This window comes from Desulfosporosinus paludis (assembly GCF_045689965.1).
Classification (GTDB): domain Bacteria; phylum Bacillota; class Desulfitobacteriia; order Desulfitobacteriales; family Desulfitobacteriaceae; genus Desulfosporosinus; species Desulfosporosinus paludis.
The window spans coordinates 1,571,803-1,593,389 of record NZ_CP144211.1 but is presented as its reverse complement, the minus strand read 5'-3'; the positions used below and the strand labels follow the sequence as shown (position 1 = coordinate 1,593,389).

General features: G+C 42.4%; 16 protein-coding genes and 1 pseudogene. 12 read left to right on the top strand and 5 right to left on the bottom strand.

Annotation, left to right across the window (positions count from 1 at the left end; all coding sequences use genetic code 11):
- Positions 1-907 precede the first annotated feature (907 nt).
- Together VZF35_RS08145 and VZF35_RS08140 are read right to left on the bottom strand one after the other, a co-directional pair.
- Positions 908-4,354 (bottom strand): cell wall-binding repeat-containing protein, encoded by a 3,447-nt coding sequence (locus VZF35_RS08145; protein ID WP_407312643.1) that lies wholly within the window; start codon positions 4,352-4,354, stop codon positions 908-910.
- A gap of 855 nt (positions 4,355-5,209) precedes the next feature.
- Entirely contained in the window at positions 5,210-5,353 is a 144-nt protein-coding gene (locus VZF35_RS08140; protein ID WP_407312641.1) for a hypothetical protein, read from the bottom strand.
- 162 nt (positions 5,354-5,515) lie between these two features.
- Between VZF35_RS08140 and VZF35_RS08135 the strand changes: the two genes are divergently transcribed.
- The 7 genes from VZF35_RS08135 (at position 5,516) to VZF35_RS08105 (ending at position 9,898) form a co-directional block, all read left to right on the top strand.
- Positions 5,516-6,070 carry a phosphohydrolase gene (locus VZF35_RS08135; protein WP_407312640.1) on the top strand — a complete coding sequence of 185 codons (555 nt, stop codon included), beginning with the start codon at positions 5,516-5,518 and terminating at the stop codon, positions 6,068-6,070.
- Between the two features lie 10 nt (positions 6,071-6,080).
- On the top strand, positions 6,081-7,133 hold the full coding sequence (gene rlmN, locus VZF35_RS08130; RefSeq protein WP_407312638.1) for a 23S rRNA (adenine(2503)-C(2))-methyltransferase RlmN: 1,053 nt from the start codon (positions 6,081-6,083) through the stop codon (positions 7,131-7,133).
- 114 nt (positions 7,134-7,247) lie between these two features.
- Complete coding sequence (locus VZF35_RS08125) at positions 7,248-8,081, top strand: DegV family protein (protein ID WP_407312636.1); 834 nt, start codon at positions 7,248-7,250, stop codon at positions 8,079-8,081.
- Between the two features lie 244 nt (positions 8,082-8,325).
- Positions 8,326-8,748 carry a DUF2089 domain-containing protein gene (locus VZF35_RS08120; protein ID WP_407312634.1) on the top strand — a complete coding sequence of 141 codons (423 nt, stop codon included), beginning with the start codon at positions 8,326-8,328 and terminating at the stop codon, positions 8,746-8,748.
- A gap of 23 nt (positions 8,749-8,771) precedes the next feature.
- Complete coding sequence (locus tag VZF35_RS08115; protein ID WP_407312632.1) at positions 8,772-9,227, top strand: SHOCT-like domain-containing protein; 456 nt, start codon at positions 8,772-8,774, stop codon at positions 9,225-9,227.
- Positions 9,217-9,543: a hypothetical protein gene (locus VZF35_RS08110; protein WP_407312630.1), complete on the top strand. Its 327-nt coding sequence runs from the start codon at positions 9,217-9,219 to the stop codon at positions 9,541-9,543. The genes VZF35_RS08115 and VZF35_RS08110 overlap by 11 nt, the downstream gene beginning before the upstream one ends.
- Before the next feature lie 13 nt (positions 9,544-9,556).
- Positions 9,557-9,898: a phage holin family protein gene (locus VZF35_RS08105; RefSeq protein WP_407312628.1), complete on the top strand. Its 342-nt coding sequence runs from the start codon at positions 9,557-9,559 to the stop codon at positions 9,896-9,898.
- Between the two features lie 111 nt (positions 9,899-10,009).
- Here VZF35_RS08105 and VZF35_RS08100 read toward each other — a convergent pair whose 3' ends face one another.
- Positions 10,010-12,031, bottom strand: a complete 2,022-nt coding sequence (locus VZF35_RS08100; RefSeq protein ID WP_407312626.1) for an N-acetylmuramoyl-L-alanine amidase — start codon at positions 12,029-12,031, stop codon at positions 10,010-10,012.
- Positions 12,032-12,231: 200 nt separating this feature from the next.
- Between VZF35_RS08100 and ilvB the strand changes: the two genes are divergently transcribed.
- Together ilvB and ilvN are read left to right on the top strand one after the other, a co-directional pair.
- On the top strand, positions 12,232-13,920 hold the full coding sequence (gene ilvB, locus VZF35_RS08095) for a biosynthetic-type acetolactate synthase large subunit (RefSeq protein WP_407312623.1): 1,689 nt from the start codon (positions 12,232-12,234) through the stop codon (positions 13,918-13,920).
- A 6-nt stretch (positions 13,921-13,926) separates the two neighbouring features.
- The gene (ilvN, locus tag VZF35_RS08090; protein ID WP_407312621.1) at positions 13,927-14,424 is read left to right on the top strand and encodes an acetolactate synthase small subunit; all 498 of its coding nucleotides are present in this window, start codon (positions 13,927-13,929) and stop codon (positions 14,422-14,424) included.
- 322 nt (positions 14,425-14,746) lie between these two features.
- On the opposite strand, the gene VZF35_RS08085 is transcribed toward ilvN, so the two are convergent.
- Together VZF35_RS08085 and VZF35_RS08080 are read right to left on the bottom strand one after the other, a co-directional pair.
- Positions 14,747-17,368, bottom strand: coding sequence for a S8 family serine peptidase (locus VZF35_RS08085; RefSeq protein ID WP_407312619.1), 2,622 nt, complete (start codon positions 17,366-17,368; stop codon positions 14,747-14,749).
- A gap of 156 nt (positions 17,369-17,524) precedes the next feature.
- A complete protein-coding gene (locus tag VZF35_RS08080) occupies positions 17,525-18,757 on the bottom strand; it encodes a multidrug effflux MFS transporter (RefSeq protein ID WP_407312617.1) in 1,233 nt (410 codons plus the stop codon).
- A 350-nt stretch (positions 18,758-19,107) separates the two neighbouring features.
- Here VZF35_RS08080 and VZF35_RS08075 point away from each other — a divergent pair, with 350 nt between their 5' ends.
- From VZF35_RS08075 to VZF35_RS08065, 3 genes and pseudogenes are all read left to right on the top strand, one after another.
- The gene (locus VZF35_RS08075) at positions 19,108-19,644 is read left to right on the top strand and encodes a sigma-70 family RNA polymerase sigma factor (protein WP_407312615.1); all 537 of its coding nucleotides are present in this window, start codon (positions 19,108-19,110) and stop codon (positions 19,642-19,644) included.
- Entirely contained in the window at positions 19,634-20,749 is a 1,116-nt protein-coding gene (locus VZF35_RS08070) for an anti-sigma factor family protein (protein WP_407312613.1), read from the top strand. Before VZF35_RS08075 ends, VZF35_RS08070 begins: the two co-directional genes overlap by 11 nt.
- 37 nt (positions 20,750-20,786) lie before the next feature.
- Positions 20,787-21,347, top strand: a pseudogene (locus VZF35_RS08065) (ABC transporter ATP-binding protein); the annotation flags it as partial.
- Positions 21,348-21,587 lie beyond the last annotated feature (240 nt).

The window sequence follows — 21,587 nt, the reverse complement described above, 5'->3', positions numbered from 1 at the left end:
TAAAACTAAAATTACATTTAAAACATATTGGCTATATTTCCAAGTTTTACTTACAAATTAGGATTCTTGACATATAAGAAATTAAAGCTTAATAAAACTTAATACAAATGGCTATAAATTGACATTTTCTTAAAATGGGTATTTTATGGAAATAAAATTTTGACAAGAATTAATAAGTTTAATTTTTCACGAGTATGAATTTAGAAGTAAAATATTAAATATTTTTCAACAATAAAGATGATATCGCTACGCCATCAAGATAACTATTTATCTTATACTGCTAAATAAAAGGAGAAGAAAACCGCATTAGGCTATTCGTTATTTATACCCGTGATAGTTTTCTGGATCATTTTCAACACCATATTGTCTCTGAATTTCATTGACAAGCGGTATCCACATGAGTAACCTTTCTTTGACAGCTTGATCACTTATCTGAACATCAAGATAAATTGCAGAAACTAATAGTTTATGTGAAAAGGAACTTGGAAGGTGAAGAATGTCAGATTATATCCTAACTTATTCGAGAATTAAGTTTTATTTTCCAAGGATTGCTTGAGCCCGCCGTTAGGCGGCTCGGTTTAAAACCGTGCGCTTTTAGCACAATCAGGTCTTTCAGCCGACCGGAGGTCAGAATTCTAACCCTCCGACTTCAGTCGGTGGTCGTTTAGTTTCAAAAACAAAAGAGAGAGCAAAATCGGTAATTACCCGAAAGTTTGCTCTCTCTTTTTGTTCTTGAACGTAATAAGGAAGCTGCCTCTTCATGAATGTCCTTGAACATCACGAGAGGCAGCATCGGTTGAGATCCAGGAAATCTTGCTAAAGGGAGCTAGCCCCCTTAGCAAGATTTGAGCGAATATTAATTTCTCATGAAGCGCTTAGCCATTCTTAATGTCAACGTGATATCAAATTAGTCGACAATAATTTGAATAGTTTTCACCAATCCATTAGGAGTAACAGCACTAACTGTAATCTTCTCACCTGAGGCAACAGTTGAACCTGCTTTAATTGTTCCATCTGGATCAATACCAAACGAGCCATTTCCACCGACATCCGAAACCAATACGATCTGAGCTAAAGCAGCTGCTTTCGTACCATATTGATCTTTACTGTAGAAATATACTCCAGCTCGGCCGGCACTAGGAACAGCACCATTTTGATCGAATCTGGCCATGATCTTTCCTGCTGCAAGATCGCTTGCATTTACATGGGCAATGTCTCCTGCATCATTGAGGGTAACGCCAGCTTCGTAAGTTGCGACAGATGCTACAAGCGAACTAGCTACTGGTACGGCTGTTGAAGATTTAATCGGTGTCGTTAAGGAATGCACTTTTCCATCAGCACCCATAATAGTTACACCTAAGGTAGTGCTGGATGAAGTGACATTATTGGCCAATGTGTTAGCATACACGTTTACACCATCATAAGTTGTTGGATTTGCTGCTGAGATCAATGCATTGTTAGCATTCTCAATTCCAAAGTCAGAACTGTCAACGCTCGCCCCGATAATTGGAGTGCCGGCTAACATTACTTTTGATCCGCTTGCAGTAGTACCATAAACGTATGGGTTAGCAGCAAAACCATCGACTCTTCCACTGACAGTTCCAGTGGCATCAGCATAAATTGGATTTGCTACAGTATCCATTGTATATCCCTTAATGTCATCATTTTTAAGGACTTGCATGGTTACTGATTTAGAATCAATTACAGTATGTGGATCCGCTGCGGTTCCGGCATGGCCATCCAAGGTATTAACTAATTGGAAGGTCACGGTTCCAGTTCCGCCTGTAGTTTGGTAACCGTCTTTTGCGGAAACCTGAATACCATTAGCACCATAGGCTATAGGATCTCCATTTGGAATAACGGCTTTATTTTTATCAGAACCTGAAACCGTAACAGCGCCTGAAGCAGTAGCTAAAATTTCATAATTATATGCTGGTGTAGTTCCAACTGCTGCACCATTAGACTTACCTACCATGTCAAAGACTCTTCCATATTGGTCTTTAACAGTGAAACCACCATAGTTATAACCAAAGTCTATGCCTTGACTTGCGTTACTTTGCATATTACTTAACAATACGGAGGAATCTAAAGATAATGTGTCAGCCTTAGCATATTTTTGAACATTGATAGTTATTGAGCTGTACTTACCGGTTGATGTCGTAGCGGTAATCACTTGTTGTCCATCATTGGTAAATCCATCGCCATTCGGGCCAGCTAACAAACTAGCAGTTCCATCAGTATTTTCTACAAGTTTGGCATTACTAATCGTAAGATTAGTGGTTTCTAAATCACTGTATTTGGTGATAGGTTGTCCATTTTGATCTAAAGCTGTAAATGGAATTGCTTTTCCCTCGTTAACTGCAATACTCTCAGCAGGAGACATTAGCGTAAATGAGTCTACTTGAGACGATTTGTGCAAGGTTGTATTGAGAGTTGAAGTTTTTCCAGACCAGGTCATAGCAGTGATAATGGTCGGCATGTCCATAGTAATAGAATTACTATCACCAGTAGCAACTACTTTAATAACAGCTTTAGTCGAATCTGTTGGATCTTGTTCCAGAGAAGCTGTTACATAGGAATTAGAAGTCGTCAACAGATTGTTATTACCATTACTGTCAGAGTGTAAGATTAATCCACCTTTAATCAAATCATAACTTGTGGTGGGGTTACCGCTCATATCAGTAGCCGTAAAGCTTGCATAGAACTCACTGGTATCGCCTGCAGTAAGCACTTTGCCATCAGCATTCGTCAAAGTTCCAAGTTGGAAATCCTGCAATGTGCCAATTTGAGTGGAGGTTGTTAAGGTTGCACTGACAGAAACTCCTGATGTTGAATCATATCCAGTGATGACAACTGTGGAAAACTGCATGAGATTCGAAGTGGTTGAACTTGGAGTTAATTTAAGCAAGCCATTTTTTGCATCGACAGCACCAACGCCGCTTTGGAAGGTGAGATCATTAGCAAGAGACGAAGTTGTGATATCATTTCCGTATTGGTCTAATACATTATAGGTTGCATATCCTGTTTGGCTGTTATCAGAATTGGTAACAACACCTAATTTATCGGATGTGATATTAATAGAAGCAATTTTTTGTTGTGCTACAGTTACGGATGATGTTCCCAGATCTGCTGTGTCATTCTTGACTGAAACACTGTAAGTTCCTTCAGGGAAATTAGCAGAGTTGCTCAGAGTTGCTTCTGTGTTATCAGCATTCCAAGTTGCAGTGACAGTTACAGGAGTAGTCGAGTTCTCAACATCAAACGTTACTTTGGAAGTATCTGCAGGAGCTTGATTGAAGACAACCTTAAAGCTATTTGCACTTACGGCAGTTACGGATGTGACGGCTAAGTCACCCTGGGTTGGTACAGTGCCGTTTACTATACCTGTGCGTACAGCATCGGATACAACTGCCGTTCCACCAAGAGCAGTAACAATACTATTAGCACCGAGCTTGCTGTGTACGAACGTAGCAGCAGCAGGAACAGTTCCGTCGGTAAGGACGATAGCAGACTTATTTTGGGCTGCGAGGGGTGCACCGGCAAGAGCATCGATAGCAGTTTTGCCGTTAGCTACATAAACATTGTCAAAGCTGAGGGATGAGCTAAAGTCTTGGATGACTTGGTTATTGGTGTCATAGGCTGTATTTCCAAAGTGGCGGGTTGCATTGGGGAATTGAGCTTTTACAGCATCGCTGATTACTGCTGTTCCACCAATTACATCAGAGGAAGTAATATTTTTGCCGGACAAGAAAGCTTGTACACTAGAAGGTACTGAATCTTTCTCGGTTAAAAGAATGGGTTCATTGGAAGCAGAAGCTATCGAGGCAATCGAGAGAGCATCTTGGTTCGACCAGCCGTAAGCGACAGCTACTTTAGAGACTGGGGCACCAAGCTCAACCATTTTCTTAGCAATATTCGCGGATGTTTCGAAACGGTCGTTTCCGCCGAGGGAAACAACGCTGATACCCATACCGGATAATTGATCAAGCACGGATTGACTGATAACTGCGGTTCCGCTTGTTACATAAACCTTAGTTACATTCAGTTTTTGGAGTTCAGCTTTTGTATCAGCGTTCAAAGTGTTGCTGGAATCTTGAAGAAGGATTGGAGCCTTAAGGAAAGTAGCAAGTGGTCCAGCAGTCAGTGCATCTACCATGCCATAGGAAGCGGATGATGCCAGAACAGCAGCACCTGTCCAGCCTGTTTGATCAGCGATGGCTACTGCGGTTTGAACAGCGGTTGTGCCAGCTAAACGAGTTGGAACTGTACTTGCTGCGAATGCATTATAAGGTATCGCGCTCAAGGTCATACCAGCGATTGCTAATGATGCCAAAGCTTTTTTAGTCTTTTTCATGCTTAAAATATCTCCTCTCAATTTTGAAACGGTTTTTTTGTGATTTTTTCTAAATGAATCATTTAGCGAACATGGGGACCATAGAGACGTTTATCCGTCTCTCACCTCCTTAGAAAGAAATATTATTAATCTTTAGACATTGCGCAGTATCTAAAAGTATTCCACTGGATAATTTGAAGGCGTCCCTCCAAATGATCTAGTTATCACTCCAGTGGGTACCCTTTAGAACTTTAATAATTGAGGATCTCAAAGAAGGGCTACAATAACATAAACATAATCATTTACTTTCGAATGTTTGTGTTAGTGTTCTTGAAACTTTTAACCTTTGGACAAACAGATTCTAACACATTAAAACTAAAATTACATTTAAAACATATTGGCTATATTTCCAAGTTTTACTTACAAATTAGGATTCTTGACATATAAGAAATTAAAGCTTAATAAAACTTAATACAAATGGCTATAAATTGACATTTTCTTAAAATGGGTATTTTATGGAAATAAAATTTTGACAAGAATTAATAAGTTTAATTTTTCACTAATATAACTAATATAATTAGAAGCGATTTTTTTGATATTCGACAATAACTATATAAGAGACCACAGAACATTAAGATTAACCTTACCATTATCTTAAGCTCTAAATTATCAGGGAAGAATTTTTCGGCTATGAGCGTGCTCTTCAAGATGCGTTGGGGAAAGTTTTAGACCCCCATAATGAGTTATAGAGCATCTAATATAGAGTATGGGATGAGTACAAATCTGTGTCCATAAAAGACAAGACAGAATCAATGAGATTTGTCTCAATGCCTCTGTCTTGCCTTTTATCTTGGTGAAATTGAATTAGTCTATCCGCTATCTACCCATATAGTTCTCGAGATCATTTTTAACGCCATATTGTTGCTGAATTTCATTGACACGCGGTATCCATAGAAGCAATCGTTCTTTGACATCTTGATCACTTACTTGATCAACAAGCAAAACTTGGTTCTCACTCAATCTCCTCATATTAGCTACTGTCGATATTTTGCAACTGTTGTTGGATTTTTATGTAATTAGCGTCTTCCTTGCTTTTTAAAGATCATGAGGAAGTGGTATAATTGAATTCAGATAAATGGCAAAAACATATAGTTTATGCGAAAAGAACTTGGAAGGTGCACAATGTCAGATTATATCCTAACTTATTCTAGAATTAAATTTTACCCACTAGAGCCTATTAAGGAAGATATTAAGATCGAAGATATTGCCCACTCGTTATCCTTAATGACTAGAGCCAATGGTCATAGCAGTTATTTTTATTCCGTGGCGCAGCACTCGCTTCAGTGCTGTTTTGAGGCCGAAAGTCGAGGGTATTCTGTAAGGGTACGACTCGGTTGCCTCCTGCATGATGCCAGTGAAAGTTATATCTCTGATTTGACAAGACCAGTTAAGCGCAACTTGCCGGAGTATTTTAGGATTGAAGAAATGCTTCAAAAAGTAATTTACGGTCGGTTTGGACTCAATGACTTAACGGAAGATGAGCTGAAACAAATCGAGAATGTCGACGATACTCTGTTATACTATGAATTTGAGGCAATGATGAATTATCAAATCTTTGAAACAGCGCCCCCAAAATCGCTGAATCACTACGATTTTTTCCAAAGAGATTTTGGTTCTGTAGAGCAAGAATTTCTGACCACCTTCAATAAACTGATGGCTATAAGTAGTGCCTTATGAGGAAAAATATATGAAGAAAGAATCTATTTATGGTCTGACCTATGATCAGTTGGCAGCATGGCTTATGGACTATGGATATAAACAATTCCGGGCATCGCAAGTCTGGAATTGGCTTTATAGGAAGCACGTGATCCAATTCGAAGAAATGATTGATGTTCCTAAAGAGTGTCTTAACTTATTAGAAGATCACTTTGTCCTCCGTTCATTAAGTGAATATTTTAAACAGGAATCTCAAGATGGAACCATTAAGTTTCTGTTCACATTACGCGATAACCACTTAATTGAAACAGTTTTGATGAAACACAAATTTGGTTTATCCGTTTGTGTCACGACTCAGGTTGGCTGTAATATGGGGTGTAGTTTTTGTGCGAGTGGACTATTGACCAAGAATCGTGATTTATCGACCGGAGAGATAGTAGAACAAATTATGGCTGTTCAACATTATTTGGATCGAGCAAATCCCTTGGAACAAGTAAGTCACGTCGTCGTGATGGGGATTGGTGAACCGTTTGACAATTTCTCAAATCTCATCGACTCTCTTCAGATCATGAAAGACCATAAAGGGTTGGCTATTCCAGCCCGACATATTACTGTCTCGACCAGTGGTTTGGCGGATAAAATTTATAAATTTGCAGACGCAAATTTGCGTGTAAACCTGGCGATTTCCTTACATGCGCCAACAAACGAACTTCGAAGCCAAATTATGAAAATTAATGGTGCCTTTCCTCTAGAAACTGTAATGCAGGCCATTGATTATTATTTACAGAAAACAAATCGAAGGATTACTCTAGAATATATTCTGCTCAAAGATCTGAATGACAGGCGGGAACATGCCCTTCAGCTTGCAGAACTGATTGGGAAAAAGCGTCAACTCATTAATGTGAACTTAATTCCCTATAATCTTGTCGATGAACATCAACAATATCAAAGAAGTGAACACGAAGCGATGCTTGCTTTCTATGATACCCTAAAAAAACAAGGTATTAGCTGCAGCATCCGCCTTGAGCACGGGACAGATATTGATGCGGCTTGTGGACAGCTGCGAAGCAAGCACAATCGCTAATATGTTTTCTGGATTTATTTCAAATGCCAGGTACCTAAAAGTTAAACTTAATGTTCGTAGATATTTTCACAGAATGTTGTGGTAAAAGGGAGTAAGATTAATGGGGGAAGGGCAATGGATTATAAAATTGTCATGGATAGTGGGTGTGACCTGAACCAGGATGTTGAAAAACAAATACCTCTTCGGTTGGTACCACTCAGTCTCGTGTTGGGAGAGCATCATTTTCTCGATGAGAATTTAAATTTAAAGAACTTCTTAGAAGAAATGAAAAATACTGAAGTCGCACCTCAAACGGCAAGTCCATCCCCAAGTCTGTTTCTCAAGTGGTTTGACGAAGCGGAGAATATTTTTGTGGTAACTCTTTCTTCTAAGATTAGCAGTACTTATAGTAATGCAGTATTAGCCAAAACGATGTTTTTAGAGCAACAGGCTCCTCGCTTTATTCATGTTTTTGATTCCTTAACTGCTTCTGTAGGAGAAACCTTAGTTGGGCTTAAAATCGTGGAACTGACTCGAAGTAACCTCAAAAACTATGAGGTCGTCGAGCGAGTTAATCAATATATTCAAGATATGAAGACCTTTTTCTTATTGGATTCACTGGAACATCTAATTAAGTCAGGGAGACTGAGTCGCTTTGCCGGAACCTTGGCTACCTGGCTGTCCATAAAGCCCATACTTGGTGCTTCTGACGAGGGAACTATTGATCTCGTTGAAAAGGTAAGAGGGTCTAAAAAAGCCTTTCAGCGTTTTATTGATATTATTGGAGAAAAGGGTGAGAAACTTGAGGATAAGGTACTGGGAATTGCTCACTGCAATTGTCTAGATAAAGCTATTTTGCTAAAAGAAGAGGTTCTAAAAAGATATCATTTCAAAGATGTCATTATCGTAGAAATGGGTGCAACGATTTCTGCTTATGCGGATGAAGGTGGACTTTTGGTAGCTTATTAGAACGATTTTAAAGCTCTTCGTCTAACGTTTAAGACGGAGAGCTTTTTGTTTTTGGGAGAGCAGATTGGAGTTCAGTTCAATGAATCTAATACTTAAGGCTGGGCACCTTAACAATAGGCTGAACATCTTAACAATGTTAAGCGTAACTTTAAATATATTAATATACATATTGACATTATTAACATTTAGGTTTATTATCTTAATCACAGAATGAGTTTAAGCAACTTCTCGAGAGGTGATAATCTTGGATTATAAGATGCCCCATCGGTGTCCGGTTTGCGACCATGAAATGAAGATTAGCAAATTAGCATGTACGTACTGTTCGACAAAGATTGAGGGAGAATTTAGTTCCTGCAAGTTTTGTAGGCTGCCAACAGAACAGTTGATTTTTATGGAAGCGTTTATTAAATGCCGGGGGAATATCAAAGAGGTAGAAAAAGAGTTGGGAATCTCTTATCCGACTGTACGAAGCCGCTTAGATAGTGTCATCGAGGCGCTTGGATACGGGGCAGATAAAGAAAAAGAGTTTATTCAGGAAAAAACAGAGACATCTGAGGAAAGTTTACGCAGGCAGGGAATTTTAGAAGCTCTAAATCGTGGAGAAATTTCAGTTCAGGAAGCAACATATCAAATGAGGAAACAAATGAGTAGGAGTTTGGAAGAATAGAGTGGTGAAAGGAGTATCAGAAAATGAGTAGTGAAAAAATGAAAATTCTCGAAATGATTCAAGAAGGCAAACTTACAGCATCAGAAGGGATGGATCTGTTGAAGGCGATGGAGGAGGGGACTTCATTCGAGAAGGTTTCTCCGAACCCAGAATTTGACCTGGTTAAAAAAGAAGTGGCTGGTAATACGTCCGGAGATCGATTTTTACGTGTCCGTGTGCTCGGCGAAAAATCGCTTAAAGTTAATGTCAACGTTCCTTTGAGTTTGATACGTTCCGCTTCCAAACTGGTAGTTTATGCAATGAGTTTTGTTCCGGCAGATAAACGTGCGGAATTGGAGCAAAAGGGAATTGATTTGCAAGCCTTAGATGTTGAAGAACTGGTTAGGCTGGTAGAAGAAACTGTTGATGGCAAGATCGTGGATGTTGAAGTTGCAGACCCTCAAGAAGGCAGAATCAAGGTGGAAGTGTGTGTGGAGTAATTCAGCCACGCTAATGATAGTACGGGTTAAAGTGAAACGGCGGAGAGAGTTCACCTTTCCTGTTACTGTTTGGGTAATTGATGAATTCATGGATGCTCTGAGAGATTTGGCTTGGGTGGGTGAAGTGATTTTAAAGTGTATTCCTCTGCCACAAGATGAAAAAGCCGCTAAACCGTTGCGTTGGATTAAAGGAATTTCTCCCAGCGGCATTGTTGAAGCGTCTCACGGTTTAATCAAAGAATTGACAAAATATAAAGGAATGGATATCGTCTACGTAGAAACCGGGATTGTTAGGGTTAAGATCAGCTTAAAGTAAACGAGGGGATTGGATGAAACGACCGATTTATCGAATTATAATGAACACATTTGTCTTTTTCATGGCGGCACAATTTTTGCCGATTCATGCGGCAACTCCCCTGCACTTCTTAGGGGCTGGATTAATTCTCTGGATCGTCAATTTGTTGATTCGCCCGGTACTGATCATTCTAACTATTCCACTGAATCTTTTGACACTAGGTATTTTTACTAACATAATAAATACTTGGATGATCATGATTACTAGTGGACTTGTACCAGGTTTTTATGTTCGAGGGTTCGGAGTTGCCCTCATGGTGTCAATAATGGTGTCCTTAGCCAACTTGGCCTTAAAAAGAGTACTAAGCCAACACTGATTATGGGTAGTTGGCTTAGGCAACTGAGAAATAAATCATCTCGCGATTTTAGTAGGCAAGTATTTTGAGAAAGAAAGCAGCGATACCACACACATGTGGATCGCTGCTTTCTTAGTCATTGGCCGGAGTGGATTGGTAATAGTTATAGATACCATGGAAAATGGCTGTTGCCACATTCTTGCGAAAGGTTTCGTTCTGTAACCTTGCTTCTTCATATGGGCTGGAAATAAAAGCGGCTTCTAATAAAACGGCAGGCATCGATGTGTAACGTATGACATAAAAGTTGGCATCTTTAACACCACGGTTATTCGTTTTTACAGTATCAATAACTGCCGCTTGGATACTGCTGGCCAGTTGTTGACTTGCTTGCTGCTGAGGGTTGCTGTGGCAATAGTAGGTTGTAGTACCTTGAACGGTAGGATTGTCAAAAGAGTCGTTATGGATGGATATAAAAAGGTCGGGCTTGCTTTCGGAGGCTTCGTTCACTCTGGCCTGAAGGTCTTCAACTTCGGAGTAATTGGCGGCCGGTGAAGAGTCATCGCTGCGTGTCAAAAGAACTTTAGCCCCTGCTTGTTGGAGGATTGTACTTAAATCTTGAGCAATAGGTAACGTGTTATTTTTTTCATACGTATGGTTTGGTCCAATAGCTCCTGTGTCTGGCCCTCCGTGTCCTGGATCCAGCATAATTGTTTTGCCCGCTAAAGCATTGGCGGGAATTCCAGCGAAAGGATCTACAAGAACTTCTTTGGATGGATCATAGTTTGTGGTTGGAGGGGTGGAATCACCTGGAGTTGAGGAAGAATCACCTGGATCAGGTGAACTTGGATTTTGGAGGGATGAAGGAAGTGGGGGGAAGTCTTTTAGGTTACTGGTATAGGTCGAGGAAGCTTGTCCTTCCATAATTGCTTGGGAATTGGCACTGATAACTCCTGTTCCGCCGAGAATATGTATAGTACCATTAGAACTTAAATCGATATTCGATGAAGTATTGTCAGATCCCGATGAAACAGGACTAACAAAGCTTGCAGATACCCAACCCGTTTTAGTTTGATAGGTGGTCTTGTACCAATTGTTCTCTAGAGAAAGGAGATCAATTGTTGTGTCTTTAGGAATTGTTCCTAGAATTTTTCCTGTAGATGAAGGGGTATCTCTTAGATTTAATCCCCCGGAAGCTGTGACCGTTCCTTGTTTAGTGTTCGTATTGCTGGTATCAGTGGGCGTTTTGACCGGGGGTTCGACTACCATATGTAGACGCATGAGACTGTAGATTGAGGGAGGGATATCCTTTTGTTCTGTGAGTAAAAGGGGAGCTTTCGATTTTGAAGCAAGAACAGTACCAGCAACGGCGTCAGGAAAGGTGATGCCTGAAGCGATAAAAAGATCCGTAGATTGATAAATGTCTTTCATATTGGAAACAACAGCAGCATTGGTTTCGTAACGATCCTGGCCGCCTAAACGAGTCTCAATTGTGAAGTTATTTGTCGTAAGTTCTTGAGACGGAACAACAACTTCTCCGCCAATGATGGTTATATGCTTTGGCATTGTTTCATTTAAGTATTTCAAGACAGAGTCAGGCAGAGTCGTCGAGGTGAGCACAATAGGGATCTGTTTAATTCCGGCATAAGTTGCAGCTGACAGTGCATCAGGAAAATTATCCCCGTTAGCCACGATAAGCGAGTCTGATGTTAAACGTTTAGCGAGTAAGACGGATGTCTCATAACGATCTGTGCCACCTATACGTTCCCAGTTTAAAGATAGCTGTTCGAGACCTTTTTCCAAGGATGGTTTTAAGCAAGCAGCTCCGCCTAATAAAATAACTTTCTGTGGTTTTAAACGCTGCAGTTCTTGAACTACTCTGGAATCAAGCGATTCTCCACTCGTTAGTAAGATTGGAGCATTTAAGGATACCGCATAAGGGGTGGCTGCGATGGAATCCGGATAATCAGAGGATTCGCATAAAATGACAGTTTGAGCAGAGTCCCATCCTTTTTGAGAGATTTTCAAGGCTGTTTCAACACTGTCTTGACCGGCTATTCTTTCAGTTGAGTACGCTAAGGGGCTTGCTTGAGTCATCAATGGAGAGAACAATATTACAGCAAGCGAAGTTATCATCGCTATTATGATTTTTTTCACATGTTTTCACCCTTTCCTTTGCCATTACGTCGATTATATCACAGAAATCTTATCTATTTGAGGAAATTTGCAAAACTGAATTTCGTGAGTATTCTGTAGGGCTAAGCTGTATTGTGCTATAATAGTGATAAAAAGTCATTGGATGTCGTAATAAGGGTCAATATGGATTTAGCACGAGCAAAAGGGGAGGATCACAGGATATGATCATGACAGGCGCGGAGGCGATTATTGAATCATTAAAGAACGAAAATGTGGATGTAGCGTTTGGTTATCCCGGTGGGGCGGTGCTGACGCTTTATGATGCTTTATATAAAGCGAATTTTAGACACATTCTAACCAAACATGAACAAGGTGCGGTTCATGCCGCTGATGGTTATGCCAGGGCCACGGGTAAAGTTGGGGTGGTTATTGCGACGTCCGGTCCCGGAGCGACGAATCTGGTAACGGGGATTGCTACGGCTTATATGGATTCTATCCCGATGGTGGCGATAACGGGTCAAGTCGCAGTTCCCCTTATTGGAAGAGACTCTTTTCAGGAAGCGGATATTCGGGGGATTACAACCCCTATCACCAAGCACAATTATTTGGTCAAGACAGTTGAAGAACTCCCGAGGGCGCTAAAGGAAGCCTTCTATATTGCCCGTACGGGTCGACCAGGTCCGGTAGTTGTGGATATTGCCAAAGACGTCTTTGCGGCTACGTTTGACTATCAATACCCATCAGAGGTTACGTTACGTGGTTATCATCCCGTTTATGAGGGGAATCAGACGATCATAAATCAGGTTTTTGAAGAATTGCGCTTAGCCCGTAAACCTTTAATTTTTATCGGGGGTGGAGTTAATCTATCCGACTCCTCGCCAGAGATGAGAGCGTTTGTGGAACAGACTGGTTTTCCGGTGATTTCCAGCTTGATGGGATTGGGCTGCCTTTCCTTTGATCATCCCCAATTTTTAGGGATGGTAGGAATGCATGGAACTTATGCTGCTAACATGGCGACAACTGAATGTGATTTATTATTAGGGATTGGAGTTCGCTTTGATGATCGTGTGACAGGCCTGTTGAGTGATTTTGCTTCTAAGGCTAAGATTGTTCACTTCGATATTGATCCAGCCGAAATTAATAAAAATGTTATTGCTCAGATACGCGTCATTGGTAGCCTGAAATGGTCATTGCCAACCTTGCTCGAACGAGTCGTGGATGTTTCTGCTGAACTAAAGGAACATGTCCAATCCTGGATGGAAAAAGTATCAAGCTGGAAGCGAGATTTTCCTTTGAGTTATGAACAAGAAAAAAACCTTGTGATGCCACAGGCCGTCGTCGAGAAGGTCAGCGAGCTGACCCAGGGTGACGCAGTGATTGTTACGGATGTCGGTCAAAATCAAATCTGGGCGGCCCAATTCTATGGGTTTAAACATCCTCGTACCCTGCTTACGTCGGGTGGGTTGGGAACGATGGGTTATGGTTTGCCGGCAGCTCTGGGAGCACAATGTGGATTACCGAACAGTAAGGTTGTTTTGTTTGTCGGTGATGGCGGCATCATGATGAACTGCCAGGAGTTGGCGACTTTAGCGGATTGTAACTTCCCAGTGGTCATCTTGGTTCTAAATAATCAAACGCTGGGCATGGTGGCTCAGTGGCAGAGGATGTTTTATGGCGGTCGTTATTCTCACACCAGTCTGAAAGGGCATACGGACTTCGTGAAGTTAGCTGAGGCGATGGGCGTGACTGGTTTGAGAGTGACAGAGGCGGAGAACCTTGATAACGTTCTTTCTGAGGCCTTAGCGATGCCTGGTCCTGTATTAGTAGATATTTGGACACCTGAGACGGTGGATGTTTTACCGATGGTTCCATCGGGGGCGCGCTTGGACCAGATGATTATGGGAGGTTAAAATGAGATGAAACACACACTTGCTGTTTTGGTGGAAAACCGACCGGGTGTCTTGACGCATATTTCCGGGCTAATTAGCCGCAGAGCTTTTAATATTGAAAGTATAGCTGCTGGTTATACGGAAGAACCGGATACTACAAGAATCACCATTGTAGTGGAAGGAGATGAAATTGAACAGGAGCAAGTCGTTAATCAGTTATCCAAATTAATTGATGTCATAAAAATCAGTGATCTGACGGCAGTTGAGTCAATCCAGCGCGAGTTAGCCTTGATAAAAGTCAAAGCCAGTTTGGAGACACGTTCGGATATTATTAATATTGTCAATATCTTCCGGGCCAGTATTGTTGATGTCAGCCGAGAGACGATGGTCATTGAGCTTTCTGGAGATGAAACTAAGATTGATGCACTTTGTCAAGTACTAGAGGAGGATCATGGAATTATTGAAATCGTACGGACGGGTAAAATTGCTCTCTCACGCGGACCAATTCCTGCAAAGGATCAGTAAGCTTTTGTAAATAACAATACAATATCCTTCCCAACAAAGTGGGGTTGTGCTAAAACTTGTTTATATTGTTTTCACATCCCCACGTTTGCTTCTAAAACAACGAAATACAAGCGTCCTCACTTCACTTTGGTCGTGAAAGGAGGACGCTTTATGATTGTTGTAACCACTTAGAATCTTAGGGACTGAGTTTTCACGCAACCCATATAATTCACTGAGTTTTAAAGTTTTGCAGATAGCTTATCACTTTATGATTATAACTCTCTTTTGCGGATGATGTACTGCTTTAAAAGAATCTGAGTTTCGTGAGGCTCTTTAATACATGTTACTGTACTATGCTTTGAACTTGCTGAGCGATTGCATCGGGTATTACGGCAGAGCCGCCAAAAACGTAGACAGTTTTCCCATGCCAGGCTTTAATTACGGATGTTTCAGAGGGATTAGGGCCAGTGAGAGAAACGAGAAGCAAGCCGGTTTGGTTCATCGCCGCTACAACTCCCCCACTTAAGGCATCTGGATAATTTTCACCCGTTGCAACAAATAATAAATTTCCTTGGGGTGGGAACGCTTGTAGGATGGCTGCGGCAGTGTCATAGCGGTCATATCCGGCTAAGCGTGTCGGTGTGGGTAAGTTGCAGAAAATGTTTGGGGAAACGACGGCTTCCCCGCCTCCGACGGTTGTTTCACTGATGAGAAGTTGACGCATTATGGAATCAGTTTCCGAAGGTAAGGAATTCGTATTCGTCAAAAGAATAGGAATCCCTTGCTGAGCAGCCAGCGAAGCCATGGAAATAGCATCGGGAAAACTGGTTCCATTGACTAGGACAGCTTGCCCTATGGTTCCCAGGGCAGAGGCAATTTGAGCGGCAGTTCCAAAACGAGTAACTCCTGCTAGACGTTGTATGGAAAAAGTTGTCTGAAGCTGCTGCTCGATGTTTGTTGAAATTACGGCGGTCCCTCCTAAGAGGATTATTTTTTTGGGGGCTAAGCGCTGAATCTCTGTTTTTACGGCAGCAGGCAGCTGATCACGAGTCGTAAGCAAAATCGGAGCATGCAATTTATAGGCAAGCGGAACCCCGCTAAGTGCATCGGAAAAGTCGTCGGCAGTTGCCAAGAGCACAGTATCCGTGCCGTTGGGGAATTGAGCCAGAGAAATTTGAAGCGAGGTTTGAATTTTGTCATTGCCTCCCATTCGATGCTCTTCAGGCGGCAGCGAAAAACCAACGCGATAAATCCCGGGTTCAGTAATATCGGTATTAATCGCTGTGGCGTTAAGGCCACCGCCTATTAAGATCCAGCGTGTCCCAGACCAGTGAAAGATATATCCTATGCGGCTTGGGTCAGGTGTGTTTCCGACAGTAGCCAAGGTTAACCTAAGAAATTTCTTAACGGAGGCATTCCACTGAAGGGAGACAGCATCCCCCATTGGTAATATATCGGATGGAAGGGCGGCTGCATTGGAAGCCGGCCCAATTGACACTGTAACGTTTGAAGAAGGGTCCAACCCAAAAGCTCGGGCCGGAACTGCCAAGGTCGCCGAGGTAGTGTTTGTCCCACCTTGTACTGTTCCACCAGCCCAATCGAGATTTGCGGGAGAAGAGAATATCTGAGACTTATCCGCGAAACGGACCGCCCAATAAGCGTCGACTCGCCCATAGCCATAAGAATTATCTCTTCCGGCGGAGCCTAAATCTAACGCTGAATTTTCCAGAGCAAGTCTTACCTGTTGAACACTTAAGTCGGGGTGGGCACTCCAAACAAGTGCAGCTACTCCCGCTACAAAAGGAGAAGCCATGGAAGTTCCGTCTAAAGCGGCATACCCTGAAGAATTTTGCCAATAGTCACTGACAATATTTACCCCAGGTGCTGCTAATCCAGCTTGTGGACCTGGAAGAGAAAATGAGGCGATCTGATCTTTGGAGTCTGTAGCAGTGACTGCCAATACAAGGGGATCAGCCGCAGGATAAGAGATCGTAGTCAGGTTATCCTCTTGATTCCCCCCAGCGGCGACAATTAAGCATCCTTTGTTTGAAGCATATTGAAGGGCCTCTTTGAGCACATCTCCTTCACTGTCGGATCCTAAGCTAAGGTTAATAATTTTAGCACCATGATCAGCCGCCCAAGTGATTCCGTCGGCAATACAGTCGTCTGTTCCTTCGCCTTGTTTCGTCAAGGCTTTTACAGGTAAGATTTTGGCCTGGTAGGCAACTCCCACAACACCGACCCCGTTAGCCTCAGCGGCGATGATACCTGAAACATGCGTCCCATGACCGTTATTGTCCTGAGTTGTTGTACTGCCGGTGACACCGGTAATAGCATTATAACCCGGTAAGATATTGTCCTTTAAATCAGGGTGATTTAGGTCCACTCCAGTATCCACCACTGCGACAATGATCCCGCTGCCTGTGAATCCTAAGTTCCAAGCTTTTTGGGCCTCAATCTTAGTTAGCCCCCATTCTTGTGAATATAACGGGTCCGTGGGATTAATGCTCATTGTTTTAGCTGTCGATGTTTTAAGAATTCGAACGGGTTGTACACTTAAAACTCCCGGAGCTTTCGTAAGCTGATCAATGATGCTGTCATACTGATTTTTAGGAAGGGCCAAAGTGGTATAGTGAAGCGGCCCTTTTCTTACAATCTCAGCGTTCATCATTTTAGCTAACTTTTCCGGGTCGGTTCCTGGACTTAGCTTAACGACAACCCGATTGGAGATATCCTCAGAGGTTAACTTGTCCTCGTTCGAGTATTTTGGATTAACGACAGACTGAGTGGTTGTCTCCTGAGCCTGTGTTGTGTTGATGTTCGTCGCTTGGTTCTGTCCAACCGTTGATTCTGAAGAAACGTTCTTAGGAGGTGGCGGAGTGGAACTTTGTTTTAATAGTATAAGTCCAACTGTTAGCATGATAATGATAAGTATTACTGATGCTGCAATCTTTCCTTTAATCATAGACTGCTCCTTATCTGAGATAAATTTAATCCTTCTAGTATTCCCAATAATTTAATTTTGATTGCAGCCCCTCTACTGAAGAACAAATAGCGCTATAAATTTACCTTCGACGAGTTCAGTTCGCTGTGTGAATAAAAAAAAGCCGATAATACCGGCTTAATCATTTACCGAAAAGCTTTTTCGATCTTTCAGGATTACGTAACATAAAATTGCTCCAACTTCAGCGACAAATATGACAACGCCCATAGGAACCGCTGTATCTCCGCCACCGAGGCCTACAAGCGGGGCAACAACAGCACCAATAACAAAAGAAAATAGTCCTAGCAGCGCCGAGGCACTGCCTGCTGAATGACCGTAATTTTCCATCGCCAGGGATGAACCGGCAGTTGTTACGATACCCACGCTTGAGACTACAAAAAACAAAGGAATTAAAATGGCTGTGAGTCCTGAACCAAGGAGAATCGAGATCAGCAAACATAAGCCACCCAAATTAGCTAGGACGAGTCCGGTGATGAAAAGTTTCGTCCCGCTAACTCGGTTTGCCAATCGTCCGGTAAGTTGCCCCGCAATGATAATGCCAAGTCCATTGATGGCAAAGAAGAGGCTGTACATTTGGGGAGAAGCTCCAAATATATTTTGAATGACAAAAGGTGAACCTGAGATATAGGCAAACATAGCGGCCATGACTAGCCCTTGTGGTAAAGCATACCCCATGAAGACTCGGTCAGTGATTAAGCCGCGAAAGGTCCTTAAAATGTTCATTAGGCCGGCTTGAGAACGACGTTTAGGAGGTAACGTCTCGGGCAGGGTAAAAAAGACTGCCAGAAGCATGATGCTTCCAACCAAACACAGAACCAGAAATACCCCCCGCCAAGAAGTAAATTTTAAGAGCTGTCCCCCGATGACTGGCGCGACGATTGGGCCTACGCCATTAATTAACATTAATAGCGCAAAAAATCTAGTCATTTCGGAACCAGAGTAGAGATCTCTGACGATGGCGCGCGAAATCGCAATACCTGCCGAGCCGGCAAATCCCTGGATAAAGCGAAGTAAAATTAAAGTCCAGATGGAGGGGCTGATAGCGCATAATAAGGATGAGGCAGTGTAGCCAGCAAGCCCAATAAGGAGAGGGATGCGACGCCCGCGTACATCGCTCTGTGAACCGGATACTAATTGACCTAATGCGAGCCCGAGAAGACAAGCAGTCAGACTGAACTGGGCGAGGGAGGTGCTTGAATGCAAATCTGTGGCTAAAGTAGGCAATGAAGGCAAATACATGTCGATGGACAATGGCCCGAAGGCAGACAAAGCGCCCAAGACGATGGCGGTCCATAGCCGCTGGGATTGTGAGACTGTTGTAGAAGGATTTGTAGTATGACGATTGTTCACAAATTTCCTTATCTCCTTTATAGTGTTTTAGGATTGAATTATTAAAGTTCAAGATTGTCTAGTGAACTCGTTCAGCTTAAGCTGAATATCGAGACTTCGGGAGTCTTACCGTTGGATAAATGAACATTGATATTTCATGAAATAATATGCTCATTATATCATTATAATGTGAGAATAAGGCTTAATAACCATAATTCACACTAATTTTCTTTTAGTATGTCAGTATAGAGCTCGTACTTTGGTTACAATGATGATTTTATTTACTTCTAAAAAATTTGTGTTAAGACTGTCACAAAAGAGCCTCCTTAATTGTTATTAGATTAGTTACCAAAACTATTTTTGTTTTGGAGGTGCCGGTTCTGTCCGTCGAAAAGAAACGTTCTCTGAACAACAAAGATTTTAAAAACGTCTTTGAAAAACACTATACTGGGGTTTATCGTCTGCTCACTTGTTTTTTGAGTAATCGTGCTACCGCGGAGGACATTGCTCAAGAAACCTTTCTTAAGTTTTACCTTTCACCCCCTCGAGAGTTAGACAATGTGGGGGGGTGGTTGATGCGGGTTGCTAGGAACTTAGCCTATAACCACCTGCATCGGGAAAAAAGTCGAGCTGTGAGGGAATCTCATATGGAGTTGATGCAGATCACAGAACCGGAACTTCGCTTTGAAGAGGAGGAAGAAAAAGATGTGATTAGCCAAGCTCTTCATTCCTTAACGGAGCGGGACCGAATATGCCTCACCCTTCGCCTATCGGGAATGAGCTATGCTGAAATCGCACAGGCGATCGAGGTTAAAGAAACGTCGGTGGGGACGATACTGGCCAGAGCCAAAGAGCGATTTAAGGTTGAATATCTCAAACTCAAAGGGAGAGATGACAATGTGTTATGATTCTGGCTTACTCCAGGCATACTTAGACCAAGAGTTGAAGGACTCCGAACGGGAAGAAATCGACAGACACCTAGCTAACTGTGTAGGTTGTCAAGAAAAGCTACAACAACTTATGGAAACCCAACAATTTACGGATGAATTACTCTCGAACTATTTCGATTCTCTAGAACCCGAGAATCAGGATGAAGCTTGGTTTCGTCTTCAACAAACACTCGGTAAAAAGAAAGGAGTCTTATATATGCTGAAAAAATATCGTGGAGTTTCCGCAGCGGCGGCAGTCGTCTTAGCTGTTTCCTTGAGCCTGAGTTTTGCGCCGGTACGCGCCATGGCCAGTGATCTCTTAAGTATCTTCAGAGTTAATAACTTTCAGACAGTGACTATTAACAATAATGACCTCGCCCAAATCCAAAAAGCAATGCGTGACGGGGCAGGGAAAGTAACGCTGGGTGATCTTGGACAGGTGGATATGAAACAAACTGGAGCAAACGGTGAGGTTACTCTCGCTGAGGCTAAAGGGTCTGTCGATTTCCCCCTTCTGCTTCCCCAGACTCTGCCTTCAGGATACGCCTTAAAAGGAATTCAGAGAATGGCAGGCACCACTCTGGACTTTACTCTCGATACCCACAAAACGAATGATGTTTTAAAGAGCTTCGGAGCGACTACTCTTCTTCCGGATGAGATAAATGGCAAAGCCTTTACAGCTACGATTCCCGTGGTGATCAGTGCTTCCTACAACGGTCCGGAGAATCATAATCTCACGATTTCTCAAACCCGTGGTCCCCAACTGACAGCTCCCACTGCAGATGTAAATTCGATTCGAGATGCCATCTTAGCTCTTCCTTTCCTTCCGGATAATTTACGGAAACAATTAGCTTCAGTGAATGACTGGCAGCACACCTTCGTTATCCCTAGTCTCAATGGGTCGACTCAAACCGTCACGGTTGCTGGCTCTCAGGGCGTTTTCATCAGTGCTCCCCAAGGTACGAAGGAGACAACGACGTCCCTGCACAATGCTCTTCTCTGGCAAAAGGATGGCGTGATCTATGCTATTAATGGGAACTTTACTCTAGAACAAGGTTTGGCCTTAGCCAATTCCCTGAAGTAAGCAGCTAAGCTAAGAAGTAATTGGGGGATACCAAGGTATGATTTTAGAAACCTTTAATCTCACGAAGAGTTACGGCTCCAAAATTGGCTGTGAGAAGATTTGCCTCTCTATCAACGGGGGGCAAATCTTCGGATTTCTCGGCCCCAATGGTGCTGGCAAAAGTACGTTGGTTAAAATGTTGGTGGGACTTCTTACTCCTACTTCGGGAAGTGCTAAGATCCTCGGTTTTCCACTGGGGAGTATTGAAGCTCGGAAAAAGATCGGCTTTCTGCCAGAGAATTTCCGGTATCAGTCCTGGTTAAGCGGTGAGGAACTCCTCTTTTTGCACGCGTCTTTAGCCAAGATGACCTCAGCTCAAAAAAGAGAACGGATTCCAGCGGTTTTAAAGCTTGTAGGTTTGTGGGGGAAAGAATATCAGAAAGTCGGTTCGTACAGTAAAGGAATGCAGCAGCGAATCGGCTTGGCCTGTGCTTTACTCCCTGATCCAGAACTTTTGTTTCTGGATGAACCTTCCTCAGCTCTGGACCCTTTGGGGCGACGTGAAGTGCGAGAAATTATGCTTGAATTACGAGAGAGAGGAAAAACTGTTTTCTTGAACAGCCATTTGCTGAGCGAAGTAGAAATGATTTGTGATCGGGTAGAAATTATTAATGACGGACATATCTTACTGGGCGGGACCTTGGAGGAACTTTTAACAAAGACGACAGAAGTGGACATAGTCGTTGAGGGAATGACGGATGCTTTGTACAGTGCCTTATCTGATTTAAGCCAGTCCATTCGGCCGGATAGGCAACATATCGAACTGACTTTGAAGAATCGCTCGGACATACCTCGCATA

Coding starts and splice junctions, on each gene's coding strand:
- VZF35_RS08145 (WP_407312643.1), bottom strand. CDS start 4,354: ATGAAAAAGACTAAAAAAGCTTTGGCATCATTAGCAATCGCTGGTATG.
- VZF35_RS08135 (WP_407312640.1), top strand. CDS start 5,516: ATGTCAGATTATATCCTAACTTATTCTAGAATTAAATTTTACCCACTA.
- rlmN (WP_407312638.1), top strand. CDS start 6,081: ATGAAGAAAGAATCTATTTATGGTCTGACCTATGATCAGTTGGCAGCA.
- VZF35_RS08125 (WP_407312636.1), top strand. CDS start 7,248: ATGGATTATAAAATTGTCATGGATAGTGGGTGTGACCTGAACCAGGAT.
- VZF35_RS08115 (WP_407312632.1), top strand. CDS start 8,772: ATGAGTAGTGAAAAAATGAAAATTCTCGAAATGATTCAAGAAGGCAAA.
- VZF35_RS08105 (WP_407312628.1), top strand. CDS start 9,557: ATGAAACGACCGATTTATCGAATTATAATGAACACATTTGTCTTTTTC.
- ilvB (WP_407312623.1), top strand. CDS start 12,232: ATGATCATGACAGGCGCGGAGGCGATTATTGAATCATTAAAGAACGAA.
- ilvN (WP_407312621.1), top strand. CDS start 13,927: ATGAAACACACACTTGCTGTTTTGGTGGAAAACCGACCGGGTGTCTTG.
- VZF35_RS08085 (WP_407312619.1), bottom strand. CDS start 17,368: ATGATTAAAGGAAAGATTGCAGCATCAGTAATACTTATCATTATCATG.
- VZF35_RS08070 (WP_407312613.1), top strand. CDS start 19,634: ATGTGTTATGATTCTGGCTTACTCCAGGCATACTTAGACCAAGAGTTG.